This is a genomic window from Micromonospora sp. CPCC 205739, from assembly GCF_036906795.1.
Lineage (GTDB): Bacteria > Actinomycetota > Actinomycetes > Mycobacteriales > Micromonosporaceae > Micromonospora.
On sequence record NZ_JBAKHS010000001.1, the window covers coordinates 743,875 to 767,152 of the forward strand.

Annotated in this window: 21 protein-coding genes, 2 pseudogenes and 1 riboswitch; of the genes and pseudogenes, 12 read left to right on the top strand and 11 right to left on the bottom strand. The window is 74.1% G+C overall.

What is annotated here, in order from left to right; translation table 11 throughout:
- Positions 1–34: 34 nt before the first annotated feature.
- Genes pstC through pstB form a run of 3 tightly spaced genes read left to right on the top strand, consistent with a single transcriptional unit; the run spans position 35 to position 3,008 of the window.
- On the top strand, positions 35–1,126 hold the full coding sequence (gene pstC, locus V6U88_RS03535) for a phosphate ABC transporter permease subunit PstC (protein ID WP_334449724.1): 1,092 nt from the start codon (positions 35–37) through the stop codon (positions 1,124–1,126).
- On the top strand, positions 1,123–2,211 hold the full coding sequence (gene pstA / locus V6U88_RS03540) for a phosphate ABC transporter permease PstA (RefSeq protein ID WP_334449725.1): 1,089 nt from the start codon (positions 1,123–1,125) through the stop codon (positions 2,209–2,211). Before pstC ends, pstA begins: the two co-directional genes overlap by 4 nt.
- Before the next feature lie 20 nt (positions 2,212–2,231).
- Positions 2,232–3,008, top strand: coding sequence for a phosphate ABC transporter ATP-binding protein PstB (gene pstB, locus V6U88_RS03545; protein ID WP_334449726.1), 777 nt, complete (start codon positions 2,232–2,234; stop codon positions 3,006–3,008).
- Positions 3,009–3,195: 187 nt separating this feature from the next.
- On the opposite strand, the gene V6U88_RS03550 is transcribed toward pstB, so the two are convergent.
- A complete protein-coding gene (locus V6U88_RS03550; protein ID WP_334449727.1) occupies positions 3,196–4,029 on the bottom strand; it encodes an NUDIX hydrolase in 834 nt (277 codons plus the stop codon).
- A gap of 71 nt (positions 4,030–4,100) precedes the next feature.
- Between V6U88_RS03550 and V6U88_RS03555 the strand changes: the two genes are divergently transcribed.
- Positions 4,101–5,069, top strand: coding sequence for a Gfo/Idh/MocA family protein (locus tag V6U88_RS03555; RefSeq protein WP_334449728.1), 969 nt, complete (start codon positions 4,101–4,103; stop codon positions 5,067–5,069).
- Between the two features lie 44 nt (positions 5,070–5,113).
- Here the strand turns inward: V6U88_RS03555 and V6U88_RS03560 are convergent, their stop codons facing one another.
- From V6U88_RS03560 to V6U88_RS03570, 3 genes are all read right to left on the bottom strand, one after another.
- Positions 5,114–6,118 (bottom strand): inorganic phosphate transporter, encoded by a 1,005-nt coding sequence (locus V6U88_RS03560; RefSeq protein ID WP_334449729.1) that lies wholly within the window; start codon positions 6,116–6,118, stop codon positions 5,114–5,116.
- A gap of 4 nt (positions 6,119–6,122) precedes the next feature.
- Positions 6,123–6,749, bottom strand: coding sequence for a DUF47 domain-containing protein (locus tag V6U88_RS03565; RefSeq protein WP_334449731.1), 627 nt, complete (start codon positions 6,747–6,749; stop codon positions 6,123–6,125).
- 130 nt (positions 6,750–6,879) lie between these two features.
- Entirely contained in the window at positions 6,880–7,863 is a 984-nt protein-coding gene (locus V6U88_RS03570; protein ID WP_334449732.1) for a PPK2 family polyphosphate kinase, read from the bottom strand.
- A gap of 126 nt (positions 7,864–7,989) precedes the next feature.
- Here V6U88_RS03570 and sigJ point away from each other — a divergent pair, with 126 nt between their 5' ends.
- Positions 7,990–8,937 (top strand): RNA polymerase sigma factor SigJ, encoded by a 948-nt coding sequence (gene sigJ / locus V6U88_RS03575; RefSeq protein ID WP_442934561.1) that lies wholly within the window; start codon positions 7,990–7,992, stop codon positions 8,935–8,937.
- A 21-nt stretch (positions 8,938–8,958) separates the two neighbouring features.
- Here sigJ and V6U88_RS03580 read toward each other — a convergent pair whose 3' ends face one another.
- On the bottom strand, positions 8,959–9,465 hold the full coding sequence (locus V6U88_RS03580; RefSeq protein WP_334449735.1) for a DUF402 domain-containing protein: 507 nt from the start codon (positions 9,463–9,465) through the stop codon (positions 8,959–8,961).
- A gap of 120 nt (positions 9,466–9,585) precedes the next feature.
- Here V6U88_RS03580 and V6U88_RS30220 point away from each other — a divergent pair.
- A pseudogene (locus V6U88_RS30220) lies at positions 9,586–10,947 on the top strand (ATP-dependent DNA helicase); the annotation flags it as partial.
- A gap of 144 nt (positions 10,948–11,091) precedes the next feature.
- Positions 11,092–11,778: pseudogene (locus V6U88_RS30225) on the top strand (ATP-dependent DNA helicase); the annotation flags it as partial.
- A gap of 190 nt (positions 11,779–11,968) precedes the next feature.
- Here the strand turns inward: V6U88_RS30225 and V6U88_RS03590 are convergent.
- Positions 11,969–13,318 carry an AI-2E family transporter gene (locus V6U88_RS03590; RefSeq protein ID WP_334449916.1) on the bottom strand — a complete coding sequence of 450 codons (1,350 nt, stop codon included), beginning with the start codon at positions 13,316–13,318 and terminating at the stop codon, positions 11,969–11,971.
- A 107-nt stretch (positions 13,319–13,425) separates the two neighbouring features.
- On the opposite strand from V6U88_RS03590, the gene V6U88_RS03595 reads away from it, so the two are divergent.
- The gene (locus V6U88_RS03595) at positions 13,426–13,773 is read left to right on the top strand and encodes a GroES family chaperonin (RefSeq protein WP_334449737.1); all 348 of its coding nucleotides are present in this window, start codon (positions 13,426–13,428) and stop codon (positions 13,771–13,773) included.
- 86 nt (positions 13,774–13,859) lie between these two features.
- Positions 13,860–14,027, top strand: a complete 168-nt coding sequence (locus V6U88_RS03600) for a hypothetical protein (protein ID WP_334449738.1) — start codon at positions 13,860–13,862, stop codon at positions 14,025–14,027.
- A 36-nt stretch (positions 14,028–14,063) separates the two neighbouring features.
- Here V6U88_RS03600 and V6U88_RS03605 read toward each other — a convergent pair whose 3' ends face one another.
- Positions 14,064–15,548 carry a PrsW family intramembrane metalloprotease gene (locus V6U88_RS03605; protein WP_334449739.1) on the bottom strand — a complete coding sequence of 495 codons (1,485 nt, stop codon included), beginning with the start codon at positions 15,546–15,548 and terminating at the stop codon, positions 14,064–14,066.
- Positions 15,549–15,571: 23 nt separating this feature from the next.
- A riboswitch (SAM riboswitch) is annotated at positions 15,572–15,693 on the top strand.
- Positions 15,694–15,742: 49 nt separating this feature from the next.
- On the opposite strand from V6U88_RS03605, the gene V6U88_RS03610 reads away from it, so the two are divergent.
- Positions 15,743–17,014, top strand: coding sequence for an aminotransferase class V-fold PLP-dependent enzyme (locus V6U88_RS03610; RefSeq protein ID WP_334449741.1), 1,272 nt, complete (start codon positions 15,743–15,745; stop codon positions 17,012–17,014).
- Between the two features lie 88 nt (positions 17,015–17,102).
- On the opposite strand, the gene V6U88_RS03615 is transcribed toward V6U88_RS03610, so the two are convergent.
- Positions 17,103–18,371, bottom strand: a complete 1,269-nt coding sequence (locus V6U88_RS03615; protein ID WP_442934555.1) for an FUSC family protein — start codon at positions 18,369–18,371, stop codon at positions 17,103–17,105.
- A gap of 61 nt (positions 18,372–18,432) precedes the next feature.
- Here V6U88_RS03615 and V6U88_RS03620 point away from each other — a divergent pair, with 61 nt between their 5' ends.
- Positions 18,433–19,068 carry an HD domain-containing protein gene (locus tag V6U88_RS03620; RefSeq protein ID WP_334449742.1) on the top strand — a complete coding sequence of 212 codons (636 nt, stop codon included), beginning with the start codon at positions 18,433–18,435 and terminating at the stop codon, positions 19,066–19,068.
- A gap of 44 nt (positions 19,069–19,112) precedes the next feature.
- Here the strand turns inward: V6U88_RS03620 and V6U88_RS03625 are convergent, their stop codons facing one another.
- Positions 19,113–19,385, bottom strand: coding sequence for a DUF4031 domain-containing protein (locus tag V6U88_RS03625; RefSeq protein WP_334449744.1), 273 nt, complete (start codon positions 19,383–19,385; stop codon positions 19,113–19,115).
- A gap of 35 nt (positions 19,386–19,420) precedes the next feature.
- Here V6U88_RS03625 and V6U88_RS03630 point away from each other — a divergent pair, with 35 nt between their 5' ends.
- Positions 19,421–20,821: an FAD-binding oxidoreductase gene (locus tag V6U88_RS03630; protein WP_334449745.1), complete on the top strand. Its 1,401-nt coding sequence runs from the start codon at positions 19,421–19,423 to the stop codon at positions 20,819–20,821.
- A gap of 24 nt (positions 20,822–20,845) precedes the next feature.
- Here the strand turns inward: V6U88_RS03630 and V6U88_RS03635 are convergent, their stop codons facing one another.
- Together V6U88_RS03635 and V6U88_RS03640 are read right to left on the bottom strand one after the other, a co-directional pair.
- The gene (locus V6U88_RS03635) at positions 20,846–21,349 is read right to left on the bottom strand and encodes a hypothetical protein (RefSeq protein WP_334449746.1); all 504 of its coding nucleotides are present in this window, start codon (positions 21,347–21,349) and stop codon (positions 20,846–20,848) included.
- A 76-nt stretch (positions 21,350–21,425) separates the two neighbouring features.
- Positions 21,426–23,258: a glycerol-3-phosphate dehydrogenase/oxidase gene (locus tag V6U88_RS03640; protein WP_442934556.1), complete on the bottom strand. Its 1,833-nt coding sequence runs from the start codon at positions 23,256–23,258 to the stop codon at positions 21,426–21,428.
- Positions 23,259–23,278 lie beyond the last annotated feature (20 nt).

Below are 23,278 nucleotides of genomic sequence, written 5' to 3' on the forward strand. Positions count from 1 at the left end.
ACCACCACCTCCTCAATTCGAAGCGAGCGAGCAGATGGGTGAAACCCCTCCGCGCTCGGCACACGCCGGCACCGGCGGGACCAGCGTGACCACCGGTCACGAGTGGCCCGCCGGTGCCTCGGCGCTGCTGTCCGAGACGTCAGTCAGCACCCGCACCCCGGGTGGGAACGGGATGGGCGGCGGCGGATCGCTGCCCCGGGCCCGGGCCTTCGGCGCGGAACGCGCGTTCCGCGGGCTCACCCTGGCCGCCGGCGCCACCGTGCTGGTCGTCATCGCGGCGATCGCGGTCTTCCTGATCGCCAAGGCGGTCCCGGCGCTGCGCGCGAACACCGAGAACTTCTGGACCTACGAGGGCTGGTCGCCCAACGAGGCACAGCCGAAGTTCGGCATCGGCACGCTCGCCTTCGGCACCGTGCTCAGCTCCGCGCTGGCGCTGCTCATGGCGGTGCCGGTGGCGCTGGGCATCGCCCTGTTCCTGTCGCACTACGCCCCGCGCCGCCTCGGCACCGCCCTCGGCTTCCTGATCGACCTGCTGGCCGCCGTGCCCAGCGTGGTCTTCGGCCTCTGGGGGCGGGACATCTTCATCAACCCGGTACGGGACTTCTCCGCCTGGCTGAACCAGTACTTCGGCTGGATCCCGATCTTCGGCGGCGACGGCCCGTTCGGTAAGTCGATCATGCTGGGCTCGCTGGTGCTGGCGATCATGGTGCTGCCGATCATCACCTCGCTCTCCCGCGAGGTGTTCCTGCAGACCCCGACCGCCAACGAGGAGGCCGCCCTCGCGCTGGGCGCCACCCGCTGGGAGATGCTGCGCACCGCGGTGCTGCCGTACGGCCGCCCCGGCATCATCGCCGCGGTGATGCTCGGCCTCGGCCGCGCGCTGGGCGAGACGATCGCGCTGGCGATGACGCTCGGCATCACCTTCGGCATCTCGTTCAACCTGATCGAGAACGGCGGCAACACCATCGCCGCCAACATCGCCAACGCGTTCGGCGAGGCGAACGACACCGGTCGGGGCGCGCTGATCGCCTCCGGTCTGGTGCTCTTCACCATCACGCTGATCGTCAACATCACCGCCCGGGCGATCATCTACCGGCGCCGGGAGTTCACGGAGTCGGCCGCATGACCACGACGATCACCTCCCACCGCACCCGGCCACCGGCCCAGCCGCCCACCCTCAAGGCGAGGCGGCTGCCCCGGTACGCCGCCCCGGCCATCGCCCTGGTCGCCCTGCTCGTCGCCGCCGGCGTCGTCTACGGCGCGGGCATCGGCGGCCCGGTCCTCGTCGTGGTGCTCGGCGCGCTGCTCTACCTGGCCGGCCTCTTCGCCGCGGCGAACGCCGTCGAGGGGCGCCGATCGGCCCGCAACCGCACCTGGAGCGCCCTGATCCACTCCGCCTTCGTGCTGGCGGTGCTGCCGCTGGCCTCGGTGGTCTGGACCCTGGTCAGCAAGGGCGCGCAGCGCCTCGACGGGAACTTCTTCGGCACCTCGATGAACAACATCGGGGCGCGGGACCCCAACGGCGGGGCGTACCACGCCATCGTGGGCACGCTGGAGCAGGTCGGCATCGCCGCCCTGATCACCGTCCCGCTCGGCATCCTCTGCGCGATCTACGTCGTCGAGTACGGCCGGGGCCGGTTCGCCTTCGCGATCCGGTTCTTCGTGGACGTGATGACCGGCATCCCGTCGATCGTCTCCGGCCTCTTCGTGCTGGCGTTCTGGGTGCTGGTCGTCTCGCCGATGTTCAACGACGGCCGGCCGGGCTTCTCCGGCTTCGCCGCCGCGCTGGCGCTCAGCGTGCTGATGCTGCCGACCGTGGTCCGCTCCACCGAGGAGATGCTGCGTCTCGTCCCGGCGCCGCTGCGCGAGGGGGCGTACGCCCTCGGCGTGCCGAAGTGGAAGACCATCCTGCGGGTCGTGCTGCCGACGGCGCTGCCGGGCATCGTCACCGGCGTCATGCTCGCCATCGCGCGGGCCGCCGGCGAGACCGCCCCGGTGCTGCTCGTCGCCGGTGGCGGCGCGGCGATCAACTTCAACCCGTTCGAGAACAACCAGTCGTCGCTGGCCCTCTTCGTCTACCAGCAGGCCGGTGACGCGTCGAGGTACGCGCCGGCACGGGCCTGGACCGCGGCGCTGACCCTGGTCGCCCTCGTGCTCGTCCTGACCATCGCGGCGAAGTTGCTGGCCCGTCGCAACCGGCTCGGCCGATGAACCCCGGAGGTACCACCACCATGGCGAAGCGCATCGACGCCACGAACGTCACCGCCTACTACGGCGCCTTCAAGGCGATCGAGAACATCAACCTGACGGTCGAGCCGAAGACGGTGACCGCCCTGATCGGGCCGTCCGGCTGCGGCAAGTCGACCTTCCTGCGCTCGATCAACCGGATGCACGAGGTGCTCCCCGGCGCCCGGGTCGAGGGCAGCCTGACCATCGACGGCCAGGACATCTACGACCGGGACGTGGACGTCACCGCGGTCCGGCGGACCATCGGCATGGTCTTCCAGCGCCCCAACCCGTTCCCCACCATGAGCATCTTCGAGAACGTGGTGGCCGGGCTGCGGCTCAACGGCGTCCGGAAGAAGTCGATCCTGGACGAGGCCGCCGAGAAGGCGCTGCGCTCGGCCAACCTCTGGGACGAGGTGAAGGACCGGCTGGGCAAGCCGGGCGCCGGCCTCTCCGGCGGCCAGCAGCAGCGGCTCTGCATCGCCCGGACCATCGCCGTCGAGCCGCAGGTGGTGCTGATGGACGAGCCCTGCTCCGCGCTGGACCCGATCTCCACGCTGGCCATCGAGGACCTGATGTTCCAGCTCAAGGACAAGTTCACCATCATCATCGTGACGCACAACATGCAGCAGGCCGCGCGGGTCTCGGACCGGACCGCCTTCTTCTCCATCGAGAAGACCGGCGACCCGGGCCGGCTGATCGAGTACGACAACACCCAGAAGATCTTCAGCAACCCGAGCGTGAAGAAGACCGAGGACTACATCACCGGCCGCTTCGGCTGAGCCGCTGGTTCCCGGTCCGCGAGGGGCGTCGGTCAGCACTGACCGGCGCCCCTCGGCGTGTGCGCGGACCGGCGTCCGGGCGACCCGCACGGTTTGCGGCGGGTGGGGGTGTCCGGCGGCCGCGACACCCCGACACGCCGCAAACCGTGGTGGCGGGCGGGCGGGCGGCGGAGGCGGCCGGTGGAGGTCAGGACAGGACGAAGCGGGGTTCGCCGTCCTCGGGGAGGTCCAGGCGGGGGGTGACCGGGGTGGCGGCGTCCCGCTCGGCCGCCGCCCGCGCCACGCCGGCCAGGTCACCGGCGGCGAGCACCTGGGCCAGGGTGACCAGCGTCGGCGGCAGCATGGTCAGCTCGCCGGCCTCGGCCCGGGCCAGGGCGTCCGCCGGGCGGATCCACATGGTGTGGTCGGCCTCGCCGGAGACGTCCCGGGTCCGCTGCCCCTCCGGCAGCAGGGCCACGAAGAAGTACGTGTCGAAGCGGCGCGGCTCGAACTCCGGGGTGATCCACCGGCTCCACGGCAGCAGCAGGTCCGACCGGAGCGTCAGCCGCCGCCCGGCGAGCAGGTCGGCGAAGCCCACCCGGCGCGCCTCCAGGTCCTGCCGGGCGGCCTCCCACTCGTCGCCGCTGACGTCGCCGACCACCGTCGCGGCGTCCGGGCCGGCCAGCAGCACGCCGGCCTCCTCGAAGACCTCCCGCGCGGCGGCGCAGACCACCGCCTGGGCGGCCGCCGGGGCCACCCCCAGCCGGTCGGCCCACTCCGCCGGCTCCGGGCCGGCCCAGTCCAGGTGCGCCTGCGAGTCGGAGCGGTCCACCCCGCCGCCGGGGAAGGCGTACATGCCGCCGAAGGCCATCGCGGCGACCCGGCGGATGACGTACACCTGGAAGTCGTCGCCGGCCGGGCGCAGCAGCAGCACGGTGGCCGCGACGCGCGGCACCGCCGGGGTGCCGCCCTCGGCGCGGAACCGGCGGGCGTGCTCGACCAGGGCGGCCGGGGCGGCGAAGCCGTCACTGTCGATCGTCATCCCGCGAGCCTAGTTCCCGATCGGTGGATCGCCCGACCGGCCGCAGGTCGATCTTCGCTAGCCTGGCCCGCATGACACGTTGGGGCATCCTGGCCACCGGGTACATCGCCGGCCGCTTCGCCGAGGACCTGCGGCTGGTGCCGGGGGCCGAACTGGTCGCGGTCGGCTCGCGGACCGCCGAAAGCGCCGAGCGGTTCGCCGCCCGGCACGGCATCCCCCGGGCGTACGCCTCCTGGGCCGACCTGGCCGCGGATCCGGACCTCGACGTGATCTACGTGGCCACCCCGCACGCCGCGCACCACGACGCGACCCGGGTCTGCCTGGACGCCGGCCGGGCGGTGCTGGTGGAGAAGCCGTTCACCCTCGACCTGGCCACCAGCACCGAACTGGTCGAGTCCGCCCGCGCCCGTGGCGTCTTCCTGATGGAGGCCATGTGGATGCGCTGCAACCCGCTCGTGCTGCGGGTGGTCGAGCTGGTCGCGGCAGGCGCGATCGGCGAGGTGACCAGCGTACGGGCCGACTTCGGCGCGGCCGGGCCGTTCCCGCCGGAGCACCGGATGCGGGCCCGCACCCTCGGCGGCGGCGCCCTGCTCGATCTCGGCGTCTACCCGGTGAGCCTGGCCCACCTGCTGCTCGGTGTGCCGCAGCACGTGCAGGCGTGGGCGAAGCTCGGCCCGGAGGGGGTGGACGAGAACACCGGCATCGTCCTCGGGTACGACTCGGGCGCGATCGCCACGCTCAGCTGCGGGATGGTCGGCGCGACCGCGATCACCGCCTCGATCACCGGCACCACCGGCCGGATCGACCTGCCCGAGCCGTTCTACCGGCCGGGCTCGGCGGTGCTGCACCGCGCCGGCGCCGAGCCGGAGACGATCCCCGCCGACCTCACCGGCGGCGGCTACCAGTACGAGGCCGCCGAGGTGCAGCGCTGCCTGGCGGCGGGGCTGACCGAGAGCCCGCTGGTGCCGCACTCCGCCACGCTGGAGGTGATGGGGCTGCTGGACGGTATCCGGGAGCGGATCGGGGTCGACTACGCCTGAACGCGGAAGGCCCCCGCCGACGGCGGGGGCCTTCGCGTGGCCGGTCAGCTGAAGATCGGACGGACCAGGAAGTACATCAGGGCACCGATCGAGCCGGCGGCCGGGAAGGTCAGCACCCACGCGCCGACGATGTTGCCGGCCACGCCCCACCGGACGGCGGAGAGCCGCTTGGTGGCGCCGACACCCATGATCGCCGAGGTGATCGTGTGGGTGGTCGAGATCGGGGCGCCGAGGACCAGGGCGTTGAAGTACAGCACCGAGCTGGCCACGGTCTCGGCGGCGAAGCCCTCCGGCGGCCGCAGGTCGATGATCTTCCGGCCCAGGGTCCGGATGATCCGCCAACCACCGGCGTACGTGCCGGCGGCGAGCACCGCGGCGGAGGTCCAGAACGCCCACTCCGGGATGAAGGTCGGGTCGTTCTGGTAACCGCCGACGTAGAGCGCGAGCACCACGATGCCGATGGTCTTGGCAGCGTCCTGGAGGCCGTGGCCGATCGACATGGCGGCGGCGGAGACGGTCTGCGCCCAGCGGAAGCCCCGGTTCAGTTTGCCCGGATGCCCCTTCCGGAAGATCCACTGCACGGCGATCATCACGATGTAACCGAGCAGGAAGCCGACCATCGGCGACAGCACCATCGGGATGATGACGCTTTCCCCGATGCCCTTCCAGAGCACGGTGCCGGAGGCGGCGATGGTCGAGCCGACCAGGCCGCCGATGAGCGCGTGCGAGGAGGACGACGGCAAGCCGAAGTACCAGGTGATCAGGTTCCAGACGATCGCGCCCACCACGCCGGCAAAGACGATGCCCAGGCTGGCCCGGCCCGTCGGTAGGCTCACCAGCCCGCTGCCGACGGTCTTGGCCACCTCGGCGCCGAAGTGCGCGCCGATGAAGTTTCCGACCGCCGCCATGGCCAGGGCCACCCGAGGTGTCAGCGCCCGGGTGGAGATGCTGGTGGCGATCGCGTTGGCGGCATCGTGGAAGCCGTTGGTGTAGTCGAACACCAGGGCCACCGCGATCACCGCCAGCACGGCGATGAGTTCGGGACTCACTGGATCAGGACTCCTTGACCGCGATGGTCTCGACGGTGTTGGCCACGTGCTCGAAGGCGTCGCAGGCGGCCTCCAGCTCGTCGGCCACCTCCTTCATCTTCAGCACGGTCAGCGCGTCGTACTCACCGGAGAAGAGCCGGACCAGCAGCATCCGGTACATCTGGTCGCCGTTGTTCTCGAGCCGGTTGCACTCGATCCAGTAGTCCTCGAGGTCCTTCATCGACTTCAGCCGGGGCATCGCCTCGGCGGTCAGCTTGGCCTGCTGGTCGAGGACGTTGACCAGCTCGTGCATCTCGCGGGGCAGCGAGGGGAGCTTGGTGAGGCCGTACAGGTAGAGCAGGTTGCCGACGGCCTCGAGGTGGTCCATCACGTCGTCGAGCAGCGAGCCCAGACGGTAGATGTCCTCCCGGTCGAAGGGGGTGATGAAGGTCGAGTTGATCTTCTTGTACAGCTCGTGGGTGATCTGGTCGCTGTCGTGCTCGACCTCGGTCAGCCGCTCGCTCACCGACTGCACCTCGACTCCGGGCAGGGCCAGCTCGTTGAGCAGTTCGGTGCCCTTCACCAGGTTCTGCGCGGCCCTGGTGAAGAGCTCGTAGAAGGCGCCCTCGGTGGGACGGAAGGAAAACTTCACAGCACGGACCTCGTCGTGTCGGTGGAAGGGTGGCCGACGCCGCCGGGGCGTCTGCTCTGGGCATGCTAAGGACATGGGAAAACCGGGCATTCCCCGGCCCACCCCTGGTCAGGCCCGATTCACCGCTCGTTCACCCGCCGTTCACCTTCGTCGTCCTGTTCCCGCTCTGCAACCGCTCGCGTTCTCGCGTCACGTCGAAACCGGCAGCCGGATACCCCAGATGCAGACCGTCGAACGTCTCCCGCAGCAGGTGGGCCACCGCCCAGTCCCGGTACCACTTGCGGTCCGCCGGCACCACGAACCACGGGGCGGCGTCCGTGCTGCACCGCTGCAACGCCTCGGTGTACGCGGCCTGGTAGTCGTCCCAGCGGGCCCGGGAGTCGAGGTCGGCCGGGTTGTACTTCCAGTGCTTGCGCGGGTCGGTCAGCCGCTCCATCAGCCGCTCGCCCTGCTCCTCGTGGGAGATGTGCAACATCACCTTGACCAGCGTCACCCCGGCGTCGGTCAGCTCCCGCTCGAAGGCGTTGATCTCGTCGTACCGGGCCCGCCAGGTCTCCTCCGGCACCAGCTCCTCCACCCGGGCGATCAGCACGTCCTCGTAGTGGGAGCGGTTGAACACGCCCACGTACCCGGGCGGGGGCAGGTCGCGCCGGATCCGCCAGAGGAAGTCGTGCCGCCGCTCCTCCTCCGTCGGCGGGCCGAACGAGCGGATGTGCAGGCCGAGGGGGTTCATCGCGCCCGCCACCCGCTTGACCGTGCCGTCCTTGCCGCCGCAGTCCATCGCCTGGAGCACCAGCAGCACCCGCCCCGGCCGGCCCGGGGTCGGCGCCGGGTCGCCGGTGGTGGGCGCCGACGCGGGCGCGTCCGGCTCGACGGCGGCCTTCGCGGTGGCGAAGAGCATCTCCTGCTGTTCGCCCAGCTCCGCGCCGAGGAGGTCGACCTGCTCCCGGGCCCAGGCCTTGCGGGCCCGGCCGCCGCCGACCGCCGCCGGGAGACCCGGGGTCGAGCGGGGGTCGACCGTACGCGGGTCGACCGCCCCCGGTGAGACCCGGAGCAGGTCCCGCATCTTTCCGCCCTCGGGTGCCACGATGTCCGATCCATCGACTGCGCTCATCCCGCGATCATCGCCCACCCCGCCGCCCTCCGCCTCCCGAGCGCCGCGGAGGGTGGTGTCGCGTTGGGGGGCGGTGGGGTGTCCTGGGGTGGGGGGAGAATCCGGTCGAGGGAGGCGACGGTGACGGTGGACGTGGTGGAGGAGTTCGAGGCCGAGCGCGGGCGGCTGATGGCCGTCGCGTACCGGATGCTGGGCAGCCGGAGCGAGGCCGAGGACGCCGTCCAGGAGACCTGGCTGCGCTACGCCGGCGCGCTCAGCGACCCGGCCGCCCGCGCCGAGGTGCGGCACCTGGGCGGTTGGCTCACCACCACCTGCGCCCGGATCTGCCTGGACGTGCTCCGATCCGCCCGGGTACGCCGGGAGACGTACCCGGGGCAGTGGCTGCCCGAGCCGGTGGTGACCCCGCTGGGAGCGGCCCCGGAGCCGGACGGCTTCGCTCCCGACCCCGCCGAGCGGGCCGTCCGCCGCGACCAGCTCGGCACCGCCCTGCTGGTGGTGCTGGAACGGCTCACCCCCGAGCAGCGGGTGGCGTTCGTGCTGCACGACGTCTTCGCGGTGCCGTTCGGGCAGATCGCCGAGGCGCTGGGCACCAGCCCCGAGGCGGCCCGACAGCTCGCCTCCCGGGCCCGCCGGACGGTCACCGCCCCGGACGCGCCCCGGCACACCGCCGACCTGGCCGAGCAGCGGCGGGTGGTGTCCGCCTTCGTGGCCGCCACCGAGTCGGGCGACCTGACGGCGCTGATGCGGGTGCTGGCGCCGGACGTGGTGCTGATCGGCGACAGTGGCGGCCACTTCCCGTCGGCCCGCCGGCCGGTCGCCGGCGCCGACAAGGTGGCCCGGTTCACTCTTGGCCTCTTCGGGCAGGCCGGCCGCTACGACGACCGGGTGCGGTCCCGGTCGGTGCTGGTGAACGGCGCGCTCGGGCTGCAGTTCGAGGTCGTCCTGAACGACGGGCGGACCCTGCGGCTGGTCACCGCGTTCGCCGTGGACGGCGGCCGGATCACCGGCATCTTCAGCCAGCTCAACCCGGAGAAGCTGACCCGACTGGCGGAGATGGGCGCCGGGGACGGCTGAGCGCCGCGCCGGGAGGCCGGCTCAGAGGACCAGGGCCAGCCACTTCCGGTACGACGTGGCGAACGGCTCGGTGCCGTCGCCCAGCGCGCCCAGCAGCCAGCGCGACGCCGCCTCGGCCTCGGCCACCAGGTCGTCGGGGTAGCCGAACCGTTCCCGGTGCTCGGCGAACTCGTCCTCGTCGCGCAGCTCGACCGCCCCGGTGGCGCGCCGGCGCACCACGTCCAGGTCGAGGTCGAACAGGTGCACGGTGTCGTCGCCCTCCCACCGGGCCGGGGTGGTGATGTCGCAGTAGACCTCGCTGGTCCGCGGCGGTGGGTTGAACATGCCCGTCCACCAGGCGTGGTGCGGCACCAGGAGCACGAACGGGATCTGCTCGACCGAGGGCCGGCCGTGGTAGACCGACTCGGTGCCGGCCGGCACGCCGAGCCAGATCCCGAGGTCGTCCTCGGTGAGCCGGCGGGCCGGGTAGTCGCGGTGGGCGCTGCCGTCGTACTTGCGGTAGATCACACGGACCACGTCGCTCGGCATGAGTCGCACACTAACCGATTCCGCCCAGCCGTCGCTGCGGGGAAGTAACCGGTCACGATCGGGTATCCCACGCGGGGCGGTGGCGGGCCGGGTGTCGGGACCGGCGGGTACCGTCGCACGGTGACTCTGCCCCGCACCGCCACCGGTTCCGCCACTCCCTCGGCCCGCGGCGGCCGGCGCCGGGGTGCCCGGGCCAGCGGCGGCGAGCTGCTGGCCGCGGCGGTCGGTGCGGTGCCCGGCGGCGCGGCCCGCCCGGGCCAGCAGCAGATGACCGAGGCGATCGAGCGCAGCATCACCTCCGGCGAGCACCTGCTGGTGCAGGCCGGCACCGGCACCGGCAAGTCACTGGCGTACCTCGCCCCGGCGCTGACCGTGGACGGCCCGGTGGTGGTCTCCACCGCCACCCTGGCGTTGCAGTCCCAGCTGGTCGACCACGACCTGCCCCGGCTGGCCGACGCGGTGGAGCCGCTGCTCGGCCGGCGACCCACCTTCGCGGTGCTCAAGGGCCGGCACCACTACCTCTGCCTGGCCCGGCTGGACAACTCCACTGAGGAGGAGCCGGAGGACACCCTCTTCGACGCCCCGGCCGCGCGGCCCGGTGGCGGCACCAAGTGGCTCGGCGAGGCCGGGCGGCTGGGCAAGCAGGTGCAACGGCTGCGCGACTGGGCCGACGAGACGGCCACCGGTGACCGCGACGAGCTGGACCCGGGCGTCGACGACCAGGCCTGGCGGCTGGTCTCCATGCCGGCGCGCGAGTGCGTCGGCGCCGCCCGCTGCCCGTTCGGCCAGGAGTGCTTCGCCGAGGCGTCCCGGGCCCGGGCCCGGGAGGCCGACATCGTGGTCACCAACCACAGCCTGCTCGCCGTCGACATGATCGCCGGCCGGCACATCGTGCCGCCGCACAAGCTGCTGATCGTGGACGAGGCGCACGAGCTGGCCGACCGGGTCTCCTCGGCGGCCCAGGCCGAGCTGGTGCCGGAGCTGGTCGACCGGTCCGCCCGGCGGGCCCGGCCGCTGCTGCGCCCGGACGTCGCCGACCGGCTGACCGAGGCCGGCGACGCGCTCGCCGTCGGGCTGGCGGAGGCGCCGGCCGGGCGGATCACCGCCGGGCTGCCGGGCCCGCTGCGCGAGGCGTGCACGCTGCTCGACGCGGCGACCCGGGCCGCCCTGGACGCGATCGGCGACATCAAGGCCGACGACCCGGACCCGGTGCGCAAGCAGCAGGCCAAGGCGGCGCTGGACGAACTCTCCACCACCGCGCAGCGGCTGCTGGAGGAGGCCGACCACGACGTGGCCTGGGTGGAGAAGCCGGATAACGGCAGCCGGCGGGCGCTGGTGGTCGCGCCGCTGTCGGTCGCCGGCACCCTCGCCACCCACCTGTACGACGAGCGCACCGTGGTCGCCACCTCGGCCACGCTGGCGCTGGGCGGGCGCTTCGACACGGTGGCCCGGGCGTTGGGGCTGGACGCTCCCCCGCCCGCCCCGCCGTCGCCGGCCGCCGCCGCCATGGCCGCCACCGCCTCGGCGAGCCGGCGGGCCGGAGCGTCGGGCAGCGGGCCCGAGGCCGCCGCGAGCGCCGGCGGGGTGGCCGTCGCGGCGGGCAGCGGGGCCGCGACCGGCACGGTGCCCGCCACCGAGGGCCCCGGCTGGCGGTCACTGGACGTCGGCTCCCCCTTCGACTACGCCCGGCAGGGCATCCTCTACGTCGCCGCGCACCTGCCCCGGCCCAGCGTGTCGGGGTTGCCGGAGGCCGCGGGCGAGGAGTTGCTGGCGCTGGTCGGCGCGCTCGGTGGCCGTACCCTCGGGCTCTTCTCCTCCCGGCGGGCGGCGCAGCAGGCCGCGGAGCTGCTGCGCGCGCGGACGGACCTGCCGGTGCTGCTCCAGGGCGAGGAGGCGCTGCCGCTGCTGGTCCGCCGGTTCCGGGAGGAGCGGTCGAGCTGCCTGTTCGGGGTGATGTCGCTCTGGCAGGGGGTGGACGTCCCCGGCGACGCCTGCCAGCTCGTGGTGATCGACCGGCTGCCCTTCCCGCGACCGGACGAGCCGCTGGCGGCGGCCCGGGCGGCGGCGGTGGACGCCGGTGGCGGCTCCGGTTTCGCAGCGGTCAGCGTGCCGATCGCCGCGGTCCGGCTGGCTCAGGGGGTGGGCCGGCTGATCCGGGCGACCGGCGACCGGGGCGTCGTCGCGGTGCTCGACTCGCGGCTGGAGACGGCTCGCGGCTACGGCCCGTTCCTGCGGCGCTCGCTCCCCCCGTTCTGGTACACCACCCGCCCCGACGTGGCTCGCGGCGCCCTCGAACGCCTCGCCAAGGCCTGACCCCCTTCCCACCCCGCCGCGCCCGACCGAGAAGCCCCAACGCGCCGCAAACGGGGGCCTCGGGCGGCCGGGACGCCCCAACACGCCACAAACGGCGGCCCGGGCGGCGCGGAGGCGGGGCACGGCGCGCGGGGCCCGCAACGCGACGGGCCCGCCCCCTGGGAAAGGGGACGGGCCCGGGACGGATCGGTCAGGGCGCGTGGGAGGCGACCACCACCGCGTCCGGTGGGGTGTCCGGGACGCTACGCGCGGCGAGCCGGCGGACGGCCGTGTTGAGCACCGCGATCAGCGGCACCGCCACCAGCGCGCCGGTGATGCCGGCCAGCACCACGCCGGCCGCGATCCCGAGGATCACGGCGAGCGGGTGGATGGCCACCGCCCGACCCATGATCAGCGGCTGGAGCACGTGCCCCTCGAACTGCTGCACGCCGATCACCACGCCGAGGATGATCAGCGCCCGGACCGGGCCGCTGTCGACCAGCGCCACCAGCACCGCGACGCTGCCGGAGAGCGCGGCGCCGACGATCGGGATGAACGCGCCCAGAAAGACCAGCGCGGCCAGCGGCAACGCGAACGGGATGTCGAAGGCGACCAGGAAGATGCCGATGCCGACCGCGTCGATGAAGGCCACCAGCACGGTGGCCCGCACGTACGCCCCGAGCGTGGACCAGGAGGCCCGGCCGGCGTCGTCGACCTTCCACCGGGCGGCCACCGGCAGCAGCCGGACCAGGAACCGCCAGATGTTGTTGCCGTCGCGCAGGAAGAAGAAGGTCGCGAAGAGCACCAGCACGGCGCCGGTCAGCACCTCGGCCAGGGTGCTCGCGGTGGAGAGCGCGCCGCTGGTGAACTTCTCGGTGTTGCCGTTCACCCAGGCCTGCGCCTCGTCGATGTACCGCTCCAGCTGACCGTCGGACAGGTGCAGCGGGCCGGTCTTGAGCCAGTTCTGGATCTGCCGTACGCCCTGCGACGACTTCTCGCTCAGCTCCGGCACGCCCTGGATGAACTCGTTCACCACCAGGGTGAGCGTGCCGACCACCGCGGCCAGGCCGCCGACCAGCACCACGGCCGTCGCCAGCGAGCGGGGGAAACGCGCCCGGAGCAGCCAGCCCACGGCCGGCGCGAGCAGCGCCGAGAGCAGCAGCGCGACCGCCAGCGGGATGATCACGATGCTGATCGTCCCGACGATCTTCAGCAGCGCCCAGGTGACCACGCCGATCACGATCAGCCGCCACGACCAGGCGGCGGCGATCCGCAGCGCGTGCGGCACGTCCGCGTCGTCGCGGCTGCTGGTCGAGTTGTGCACCTCGGCGGGGGGCTGCGCACCGACCACCGTCGCCGACCTCGGGGCCACCGGCCCCGGTGACGCCGGCGAGGCGACCCGCGCCTCCTCGGGTACGTCGGCGGCGGCGGAACGCCCGGAGCGCACCGACTCCCGCCCGGACTCGTACGCGCGGCGGAGCCGGCCGCGTACCCGCTCGAAGCGGCTCAAGCGCACCTCCTCAGGATGAAACCGGGCCGCCCACGACGACGGTCCGGACAGGGTACGTCCGACAGCGCCACCGTAGGGCAGTTCCGCCACACATTGCCCCGTCCACCACCGCTCAACCACGTCGACGGCCGCGTTCGGGCACGCGGTAGCGTCTTCGCGTGACCGCCGACCAGAACCTCGACTCCGGCCTGCCGATCCGCCTGCTGCACGACCGCGTGCTGGTGCGGGTGGAGGGCAGCGAGGGTGAGCGCCGCTCCACCGCCGGCATCGTCATCCCGGCCACCGCCGCCGTGGGCAAGCGACTGGCCTGGGCGACCGCGGTGGGCGTGGGCCCCAACGTCCGCGCGATCGTCTCCGGCGACCGGGTGCTCTTCGACCCCGACGACCGCTCCGAGGTGGAACTGCACGGCCGGGGGTACGTCCTGCTGCGCGAGCGCGACGTGCACGCCGTCGCCGCCGAGCGGGTGGAGACCGAGTCCACCGGCAACACCGGCCTCTACCTGTAGTACTTCCGCCCCCAGGCGGCACGAGCCGCCGTTTGTGCCGCCCTCCCCGGGGAAGCCAGCGACGTCCAGCGCCCTGGGGAGGGACGATGCCGGTACTCGTGAAGAAGCTGCTGCTCTGGCTGGGCGCCTTCTTCCTGATCTACTTCATGGCGTTCCGGCCCGACGGCGCCGCCGAGATGTTCAAGGCCATCGGGGCGGGCCTGATGGCGATCGCCCAGGGGCTCGGGGACTTCCTCACCAGCCTGATGACCTGACCGCCCCGCCGGACCCGCCGGCGGGGCGTCGTCGGCTCAGAACCGGCCGGGTGGCCAGGGCGCGGCCGGGGGCGGGCCGTACCAGCCGGGCCGGCCGTGGCCGACCGGGTGGGCCGGGGGCGGCGGGGCCAGCACCACGGGGATCGGCACGACCGGGGAGTCCGGGGCCTCCACCGCGCGCTGCGAGCCGTCCGGGAAGCGCAGGTGGTAGCGCTGCCCGTCCCAGACCCCGACCGGCGCCTGCGGGTCGCGCCCGACGAAGAACGCCCGGTACGCGGCGATCGCCTCCAGCAGTTCCCGCTCCTCCCGGACGGTGCGCTCCCGGTCGGTCGCCTTGCGGTCCAGCCCCCGGCGCATCCCGTCGCGCAGCAGCGCCAGCCGGGTGGCCGCGAACTGGTAGCCGCGCATCGCCCGCAGGCCGGCCTCGCCGCCGACCCGGCGGGCCCAGACCCGGGCGGCGTGCCGCCGGCCGAGGCTGCCCAGGGCCGCCACCTCGGGCGGGCTGAGCCAGCCGGCCCGGACGTAGTCCGGCAGGGTCCGCTCGGTGAGCCGCCCCTCCCACGCCCGCAGCCACACCGCGAAGCCGACCATGCCGAAGAAGATCGGCACCATCAGCCCCACCATGCCGTACATGAAGATGACCAGCTCGCCGGTGGCCTGCACCAGCGTCGGGATCAGGTTCCAGGTGCCGTGCAGCATCATCGCCAGCAGCAGGCCGGCGGCCGGCGCGAGCACCCGTACCCGACGGTCCGCCGTCCGGGCGGCGATGCCCAGCCCCACGCCGGTCATCGCGGTGAACAGCGGGTGGGCGAAGCCGAAGAGCAGGATCCGGGTGATGAAGATGGCGAACACCTGCCGGAAGCCGGTCGCCGGCCCCCACTGGTCGGCACCGGAGGCGTAGCCGTAGCCGCCCAGGTAGAGGATGTTCTCCACCATGGCGAAGCCGACCGCCGAGAGCCCGCAGTAGACCAGGCCGTCGGTGATGCCGGACCATTCCCGCCGCCGGAAGACCAGCAGCAGGATCGGGCCGAGCGCCTTGGTCAACTCCTCGATGAAGGGCGCCACCAGCACGCCGGTGAGCGCAGCGGGCAGCCCCCAGTCCTTGAACAGCCCGGCGAAGGTCTCGTTGACCGTCAGCGAGGCGGCGGTGGAGACGAACGCGCCCCAGGCGAAGCAGAAGATCAGGTACTTCAGCGGCTCCGGCTCGTACCGGTCGAGCCAGAGGAAGCAGGCGACCAGCACCGGCACCGGCAGGATCGCCGCCACCACGCCGATGAGCAGCGCCTCCAGCCCGAGGTTCGAGCCGAGCACGAAGAGCATGTAGACCGCGCAGGCCGCGATCAGCAGCGCCACCCCTGCCAGCGCCAGGATCCGCCGCCAGCCGAGCCGGCGCAGCGGCATCCGGGGCAGCGCGCCCGACGGCGGGACGGCGGGCGCGGTCGGCGGCGGCGCGGGCGAGCCGGGCGGGGTGTCGGCCATGCGGTCAGCGTAGTCATCCACGGCCCACTGGTCCGGGCGCATCCGTGGTGGTTATGCTGCCGTCAGGTCACGAGCGCCAGCGTCAAGCCCCGGCTTGCTGGCCGGCAACCCTCGTCGAGGTTCGCGGTGGGGTGCCCCGGGTGATGACCGGGCCCAGCCCGATTCGTGTGCTGGGCAAGCGCGGACCCCGTCCCGGTGTGCCCACACCCGGGGTCCCTGGACCCCGGAGGCCCACCATGACCCTCACCCTCGTAGCGCCCGCCGCCCCGGCCACCACCCGGCCGGCGCCGGCCGGGCCGGACCCGCTCGCCGTGCTCGGCGTACCCGGGCAGGTGAACCTGGACCAAGCGGCCAGCGCACCCTGCGCGCGGGCCGCGGCCGACGCGGTGGCCGAGCTCCTGCCCTGGTACGCCAGCGTGCACCGCGGCGCCGGGGCGCTGTCGCGGCGCTGCACGCTGGCCTACGAGCGGGCCCGGCAGACGGTCGGCGACTTCTTCGGCGCCCGCGCCGACGACCACGTGGTCTTCACCCGCAACACCACCGACGCGCTGAACCTGCTGGCCCGGGCGCTGCCCGCCGGCACCACCGTGGTCACCTTCGCCGGGGAGCACCACGCCAACCTGCTGCCCTGGCCGCGCGGGTCGGTACGCCTGCCGGTGCCGGACAGTCCCGCCGGAGCGGTCCGGGCGCTGGACGCCGCCCTGGCCGAGCTGCGCCGGGGCGCCGCCTCCGGGCCGCCGGTGCTGGTCGCGGTGACCGGGGCGAGCAACGTGACCGGCGAGCGCTGGCCGGTGGCGGAGCTGGCCCGGGTGGCCCGCCGGCACGGTGCCCGGATCCTGGTGGACGCCGCCCAGCTCGCCCCGCACGCGCCGGTGGACGTCGCCGCGCTGGACGTGGACTACCTGGCCGTCTCCGGGCACAAGCTGTACGCCCCGTTCGGCGCGGGGGTCCTGCTCGGCCGGGGCGACTGGCTGGACGCGGCCCCGCCGTACCTGGCCGGCGGCGGCGCCACCAGCCACGTCGGCGCGGCCACCCACGAGGTGCGCTGGACGACCGGCCCGGCCCGGCACGAGGGCGGCACGCCCAACCTGCTCGGCGCGGTCGCCCTGGCGGCCGTCTGCGCCGCCCTGGCCGGGGCGGACCGGGCGGCGCTGCACGCGCAGGAGCAGCGGCTGGTGGACCGCCTGCGGGACGGGCTCGCCGCGCTGCCGGACGTCGTCGAGCTGCGCACCTTCGCCCCGGACGCACCCCGGGTCGGCATCGTGTCGTTCGTGCTGGCGGGCCGCGACTCCGCCGAGGTGGCCGGGTACCTGGCCCGGGAGCACGACATCGGGGTGCGCGACGGGCTGTTCTGCGCGCACCCGCTGGCCCGGCGGCTGCTCGCCGAGGCGGCCGCCCGCGCCGGGCGGGACGACCTGCCGCCGACCGCGCTGCGGGCCAGCCTCGGGCTGGGCAGCACGGTGGCGGACGTGGACCGGTTGCTGGCCGCGCTCGCCGACCTGCGCTGACCGGCTCGGGGGAAGCGCGTCGGCCCGCGCCGCGGCAGGTCGGGGCGGGCGGCTGGAGCGGATCGGGCCGGCCGGGACGGGCGGCGGCTCAGCCGATCGGCGGGGCGGTGGGCGGCATCGGGGTGCCCTCGCGTTCCGCCGCCGGCTCGCCGGCGGGCTTCTCCAGTTCGCCGAAGGACTTGCGGACCAGCCGGTTCGCCTCCTGCTGGTCGATTCCGGAGGCGACCAGCAGGTCACTGGCGGTGGTACGGACCTGGGCGACCACCACGCTGCCGGAGAAGCCGACGCCCTCGCCGTAGGCCCGGCCAGCCTCGCTGACCGCGCGCAGCGAGCGTTCCCGGGCCTTCTCCGGCTCCTCCCCGACGGCGAACTCGTGCCGCAGCAGGCGCACCGACTCGGCGAGGTGGGCCACCGCGTCGGGCAGCGGCTCGGGCACCGGCTCCTCGTCCTCGATCATGGTGACCGCGCGGCGGATCAGCGTGCCGCTGTTGCGCATCGCCCGGTCGATCGGGTCGGCGGCCTCCGCGTAGTGGGTCAGCTCGCTGCGCCGGTGCCACCGGGCCGGCGAGAGGGTGCTGGTCTCCTTGGCGCCCTCGATCGCCTCGACGAAGGCGGCCAGCTCCTCCTTGTTCTCGCGGAGCCGTTCCAGGGCCCGCTGGGCGCTGCCGTGGTCCCGGTTGCGCAGCGCCTCGGCGGTGATGTCGAGCTGGCCGGCGAGCAGGTCGAGCGCCGGCCGGGCGGCCCGGTTGATCACCCGCAGCGGGTTGAGCGGCAGCAGGATCGCCGTCACCAGCAGGGCGATGCCGCCGCCGACGAACGCGTCGACGAAGCGGGGTATCTCCAGGTCCTGGGTGGAGGGGGTGAGCGTGACGATCAGCACCGCGGTCGCCGCGGCCTGGATCACGATGGCCACGCTGGCGCCGAAGAAGACGGTCAGCACGATGGCCGAGGTCACCACCAGGCCGAGCTGCCACCCCCCGGTACCGAGGAAGTAGATCAGGAGATCGCCCAGGAACACCCCGACCGCGACCCCGACGATCAGCTCCACGGTGCGGCGTAGCCGCTGGCCGACCGAGGCGGCCAGGGTGCCGACCGCCGAGATCGGCGCGAAGACCGGCTGCGGGTTGTTCAGGAACTCGTGGGCGAAAACCCAGGCCAGCGCTGCGGCGACCCCCGCCTGCAGCGCGAGGCCCATGGCCATCCGGACCCGGTGCAGCCGGTCGTGCAGGGTGGCCCGGCTGCGGTGACGCAGCTCCTCCATCGCGTCGGCGATGCGTATCGAGTCGACGTCGGAACCGCCGCCACGCAGGTTGATCCGACGCCACAGTGGGGGTCGTCGTTCCTGGGCCGTGGCCATGGCCGGGACTACCCGTACCGGCGCGGTTCATCCCCCGCCCGGCTCCGGCAGACTCGGCGGGGTGACGGAGCTGATCGACCGCTGGCGGACGGCCGCACGGGACGCGGGCGCCCCGGACGGGCCGGCGCTGGTCCGGGCCGGGGAGGAGCTGCTGGCCCGGTGGCGGGAACCGCAGCGGAGGTACCACACCGTGCGGCACCTGACCGCGGTGCTGGACGTGGTCGACGCGTACGCGGGGCTGGCCGACCGGCCGGACCTGGTGCGGCTCGCCGCCTGGTGCCACGACGCGGTCTACGACCCCCGCGCCGCCGGCGACGCCAACGAACGGGACAGCGCCGCGCTGGCCGGCACGCTCCTGGCCGGGCTGGGGCCGGCCGCCGAGGCGGTGGCCGAGGTCCGTCGGCTGGTGCTGCTCACCGCCGGGCACGCCGTCGAGGCCGGCGACCGCAACGGCGCGCTGCTCTGCGACGCCGACCTCGCGATCCTCGCCGCGCCGCCCGGCGAGTACGACGCGTACGCCGCCGCGATCCGCGCGGAGTACGCGCACGTGCCGGAGCCGGACTTCCGGGCCGGCCGGGCCCGGGTCCTGGCCGCCCTGCTCGCCCTCCCCGCCCTCTACCGGCTCCCCCCGCTGGCGGCCCGGTGGACCGGCCCCGCCCGCGCCAACCTCACCCGCGAACTCGCCACCCTCACCTGACCCGCCCGCCCGGGCCGCATGGTCCACTCCCGGCCCGGCCTACCTCAGCGGGCGGGGCGGGTCAGGTGTTTGGGGCGGCGCAGGCCGGCGGCGCGGAGCAGGCGGACCAGCTCCCGGCTGGGCACCACCCGGGCACCGAGCCAGACCGCCATGGCGAAGCGCTCGGCGGGGATGTCGTAGTGGTCGCGGTCGAAGCCGCGCCGGGGCACGCCGAGGGTCTCGGCGAAGGCGTGCAGCTCCGCGTGGGAGACGTCGCTGATCAGATGGGACCAGAGCCGGCCCCGCCACGGCCAGGCGGGCCGGTCGAGGTACAGCATGGCGGCCAATCTAGCCGCCGGTTAGCCTCTCCCGCATGGCCGGATCCCCCCTCCTCGACGACCTGCGTGCGGCGCTCGGCGACGACGCCGTCCTCACCGACCCCGATCTGCTCCGGATGCACCAGCGTGACGAGGCGGACCTCTGCCCGGCCGGTACGCCGCTGGTGGTGACCCGGCCGCGCGACACCGCCCAGGTGGTCGCCGTCGTCCGGGCCGCCGCCCGGCACGGCGTACCGGTGGTGCCGCAGGGCGCCCGGACCGGCCTGGCCGGCGCCGCGAACGCGGTCGACGGCGCGGTGGTGCTCAGCACGGTGGCGATGGACGCCATCCTGGAGATCGACCCGGTGAGCCGGATCGCCGTGGTGCAGCCGGGCGTGGTCAACGCCACGCTGGCCGCGGCGGTGGCGAAGCAGGGCCTCTACTATCCGCCGGACCCGGGCTCCTGGGAGTCCTCCACCATCGGCGGCAACGTCTCCACCAACGCCGGCGGCATGTGCTGCGTCAAGTACGGGGTGACCACCGAGTACGTCCTCGGCCTGGAGGTGGTGCTCGCCTCCGGCGAGGTGCTGCGCACCGGCCGGCGTACCGCCAAGGGGGTCGCCGGGTACGACCTGACCCGGCTCTTCGTCGGCTCGGAGGGCACCCTCGGGGTGCTCACCGAGATCACCGTGTCGCTGCGCCCGGCGCCCGAGGAGTCGCTGACCATGGTGGCGGTCTTCGGGTCGACCGCCGAGGCGGGTGCGGCGGTGGCCGACATCGCGGCGAAGGGGCTCAGCCCCAGCCTGCTGGAACTGCTCGACCGGACGCACCTTCAGGCCATCGAGGCGTACCGGCCGATGGGGCTGCGGACCGACGCGCAGGCGCTGCTGCTGGCCGCCGCGGACACCGGCGTCCGGGCGGCGGACGACCTGGCCCGGCTGGCCGAGGTCTGCGAGGCCGCCGGCGCCGAGGAGGTGTACGCGGCCACCGACGCGGTGGAGGCGGCGGCGCTGCTCCAGGCCCGCCGGCTGGCGCACCCGGCGATGGAGAAGTTCGCCGCGGACGCCTTCCCCGGCGGCAACGGCGGCCTGGTGATCGACGACGTGGCGGTGCCGCGCGGCTCCCTCGCGGCGCTGCTCGACGGGGTGGCCCGGATCGCCGAGGAGTGCGACGTGCCGATCGGCGTCGTCGGGCACGCCGGGGACGGCAACATGCACCCGAACATCGTGGTGGACCGGGCCGACCCGGCCAGCGTGGAGCGGGGCCGGCGGGCCTTCGACGAGATCATGCGGCTCGGTCTGGACCTCGGCGGCACCTGCACCGGCGAGCACGGCGTCGGGCTGCTCAAGCGGGACTGGCTGGCTCAGGAGATCGGGCCGGTCGGGATCCGGGTGCACCAGGCGATCAAGGCGGCGCTGGACCCGACCGGGCTGCTCAACCCGGGCAAGGTGCTCTGAGGCCGGCCGGCCCGTCGCCTGAGGTCAGGCGGTGGGCTCGGCAGGGGTGGCCTGGGTGAGCAGCAGCAGGATCTCGTTCGCCACCGGCGGCCGCTCCTCACCCGGGCAGTCCTGCGAGGTGATCAGGCCGGCCGAGGTGAGCAGGCTGGAGGTCAGCGCGTCGATGCAGCTGACCCGGTAGCGGCGCGCCTCGTCGGTCTCCTGCGCCAGCCGCGGGTCGGCGAGCAGGCCGTGCAGCCGCTTGAGCTGCTCCGGGTCGAGGCTGCCCGTCGAGGTCACCCCGTCGCCGGCGCAGTCGTCGCACTCCCAGTGGCCGTCCGGCTCGACGTTGAGCGAGCGGAGCGGACCGTCCTGACCCAGCTTCTGCACCAGGCTGACCCGAGTGGCACCGGCCCCGGCGGACGCTCCCCCGCCGCCCGCCTTGTCCTGTGTGGATTCATTGTCCCCGCCGAACACCGAGCAGGCGGTGAGGGAGACGGTCAGGACGGTGCAGACGACGAGCATGCGTGACCACTGGTTGGGAACCACGCGCCGGAACTTACCCCACCGTAGGTAGCGGCCGGTACCCGCCGACCGTACGGCCATAGATGGCTGTAACGTTCGGTCAGCGGGACGAGGTGGGCAGCCCGGCGCTGTCCCCGTCGACGCCCCGGTCGGCGGCGAACCCCCGCACGTCCGGCGCGCCGAGCCGGGCCGCGTCGGCGGTCGCGTCGTCCGGCATCAGCTGGGACTCCCGCTCCGCCTCGACCCGGGCCCGGTAGTGGGCGATCTCGCGCTCGCGGGTCGCCGCGTCCCAGCCGAGCACCGCACCCATCAGCTCCGCGGTGTGCCCGGCCGACTCCAGGCCACGGTGCGTGGTCTCGAAGGAGATCCGGGTACGCCGGGTCAGCACGTCCTCCAGGTGCAACGCGCCCTCGGCACGGGCCGCGTACGTCACCTCGGCCGCCAGGTACTCCGGCGCGCCGGCCAGCGGCGAGGCGAGCAGCGGGTCGGCGTCGACCAGGGCCAGCAGCTCCCGGGTGAGCGTGCCGTACCGCTCCAGCAGGTGCTCGACGACGCCGACCGGCACCCCGTGCCGGCGGGCCAGGTCGGCCCGGTCCCGCCACATGGCCGGGTACCCGTCGGCACCGAGCAGCGGCAGGTCGGCGGTGCGCGAGGGACGGCCGCCGCCGAGCCGGCGGACCGCCCGGTCGACCACGTCGGAGGCCATCACCCGGTACGTCGTGTACTTGCCGCCGGCGACCAGGAGCAGCCCCAGCATCGGCTCGAAGACGGCGTGCTCACGGGAGAGCTTGGAGGTGGAGTCCGCCTCGCCGGCGAGCAACGGGCGCAGCCCGGCGTAGACGCCCTCGATGTCCTCGGTGGAGAGCGGCCGGTCCAGCACCGTGTTGACCTGGTCGAGCAGGTACTGGATGTCGCGGGCGGAGGCGGCCGGGTGGGACCGGTCCAGCCGCCAGTCGGTGTCGGTGGTGCCGATGATCCAGTGCCCGCCCCAGGGGATGACGAAGAGCACGCTGGTGGCCGTCCGCAGGATCAGCCCCGTCTCCCCGGTGATCGCCGAGCGGGGGACGACCAGGTGCACGCCCTTGGAGGCCCGCACCCGGATGCCGGGGCGCAACCCGACGTCGTTGAGCATCCGCGACATGTCGTCGCTCCACACGCCGGTGGCGCCGATGACGGTGCGGGCGCGTACCTCGAACTCGGCGTCCGGGGAATCGGCGGACGCCTCCAGGTCGCGGACCCGGACCCCGGTAACCTCGCGGGCCTGCCGGACCAGCCCGACCGCCCGGGCGCTGTTCACCACGGTCGCGCCGAGGCTGGCCGCGGTGCGGGCCAGGGTCACCACCAGCCGGGCGTCGTCGACCTGGCCGTCGTAGTAGCGGATGGCGCCGGCCAGCGAGTCGGCCCGCAGGCTGGGGAAGATCCGGCGGGCGCCCTCCCGGCTCAGGTGCCGGTGCAGCGGCATCCCCCGCCCGCCGCCGAAGACCCCGGCGAAGGCGTCGTACGCGGCGACCCCCGCGCCGTAGTAGGAGCGGCGGAACGCCCGGGCCGGCAGGTCCCGCAGGCCCCGGCCAGCGGGCAGCGGCACCAGGATCGGCACCGGCCGGACCAGGTGCGGGGCGAGCCGGGTGGCGAGCAGGCCGCGCTCCGTGAGCGCCTCGTGGACCAGGTGGAACTCCAGCTGCTCCAGGTAGCGCAGGCCGCCGTGGATCAGCTTGCTGGATCGGCTGGAGGTGCCGGCGGCGTAGTCGCGGGCCTCGACCAGAGCCACCTTGAGCCCACGCGAGGCGGCGTCCAGCGCGGCGCCCGCCCCGGTCACGCCGCCGCCGATGACCAGCACGTCGAACTGTTCGGACCGGAGGCGGCGCAGGTCCGCGGCGCGGCGCTCCGGGGAGAGCCGGCCGGCGGCGGATCGAGTCACGTTGGGGTCGCGCACAGGTCCACCGTAACCGCCCG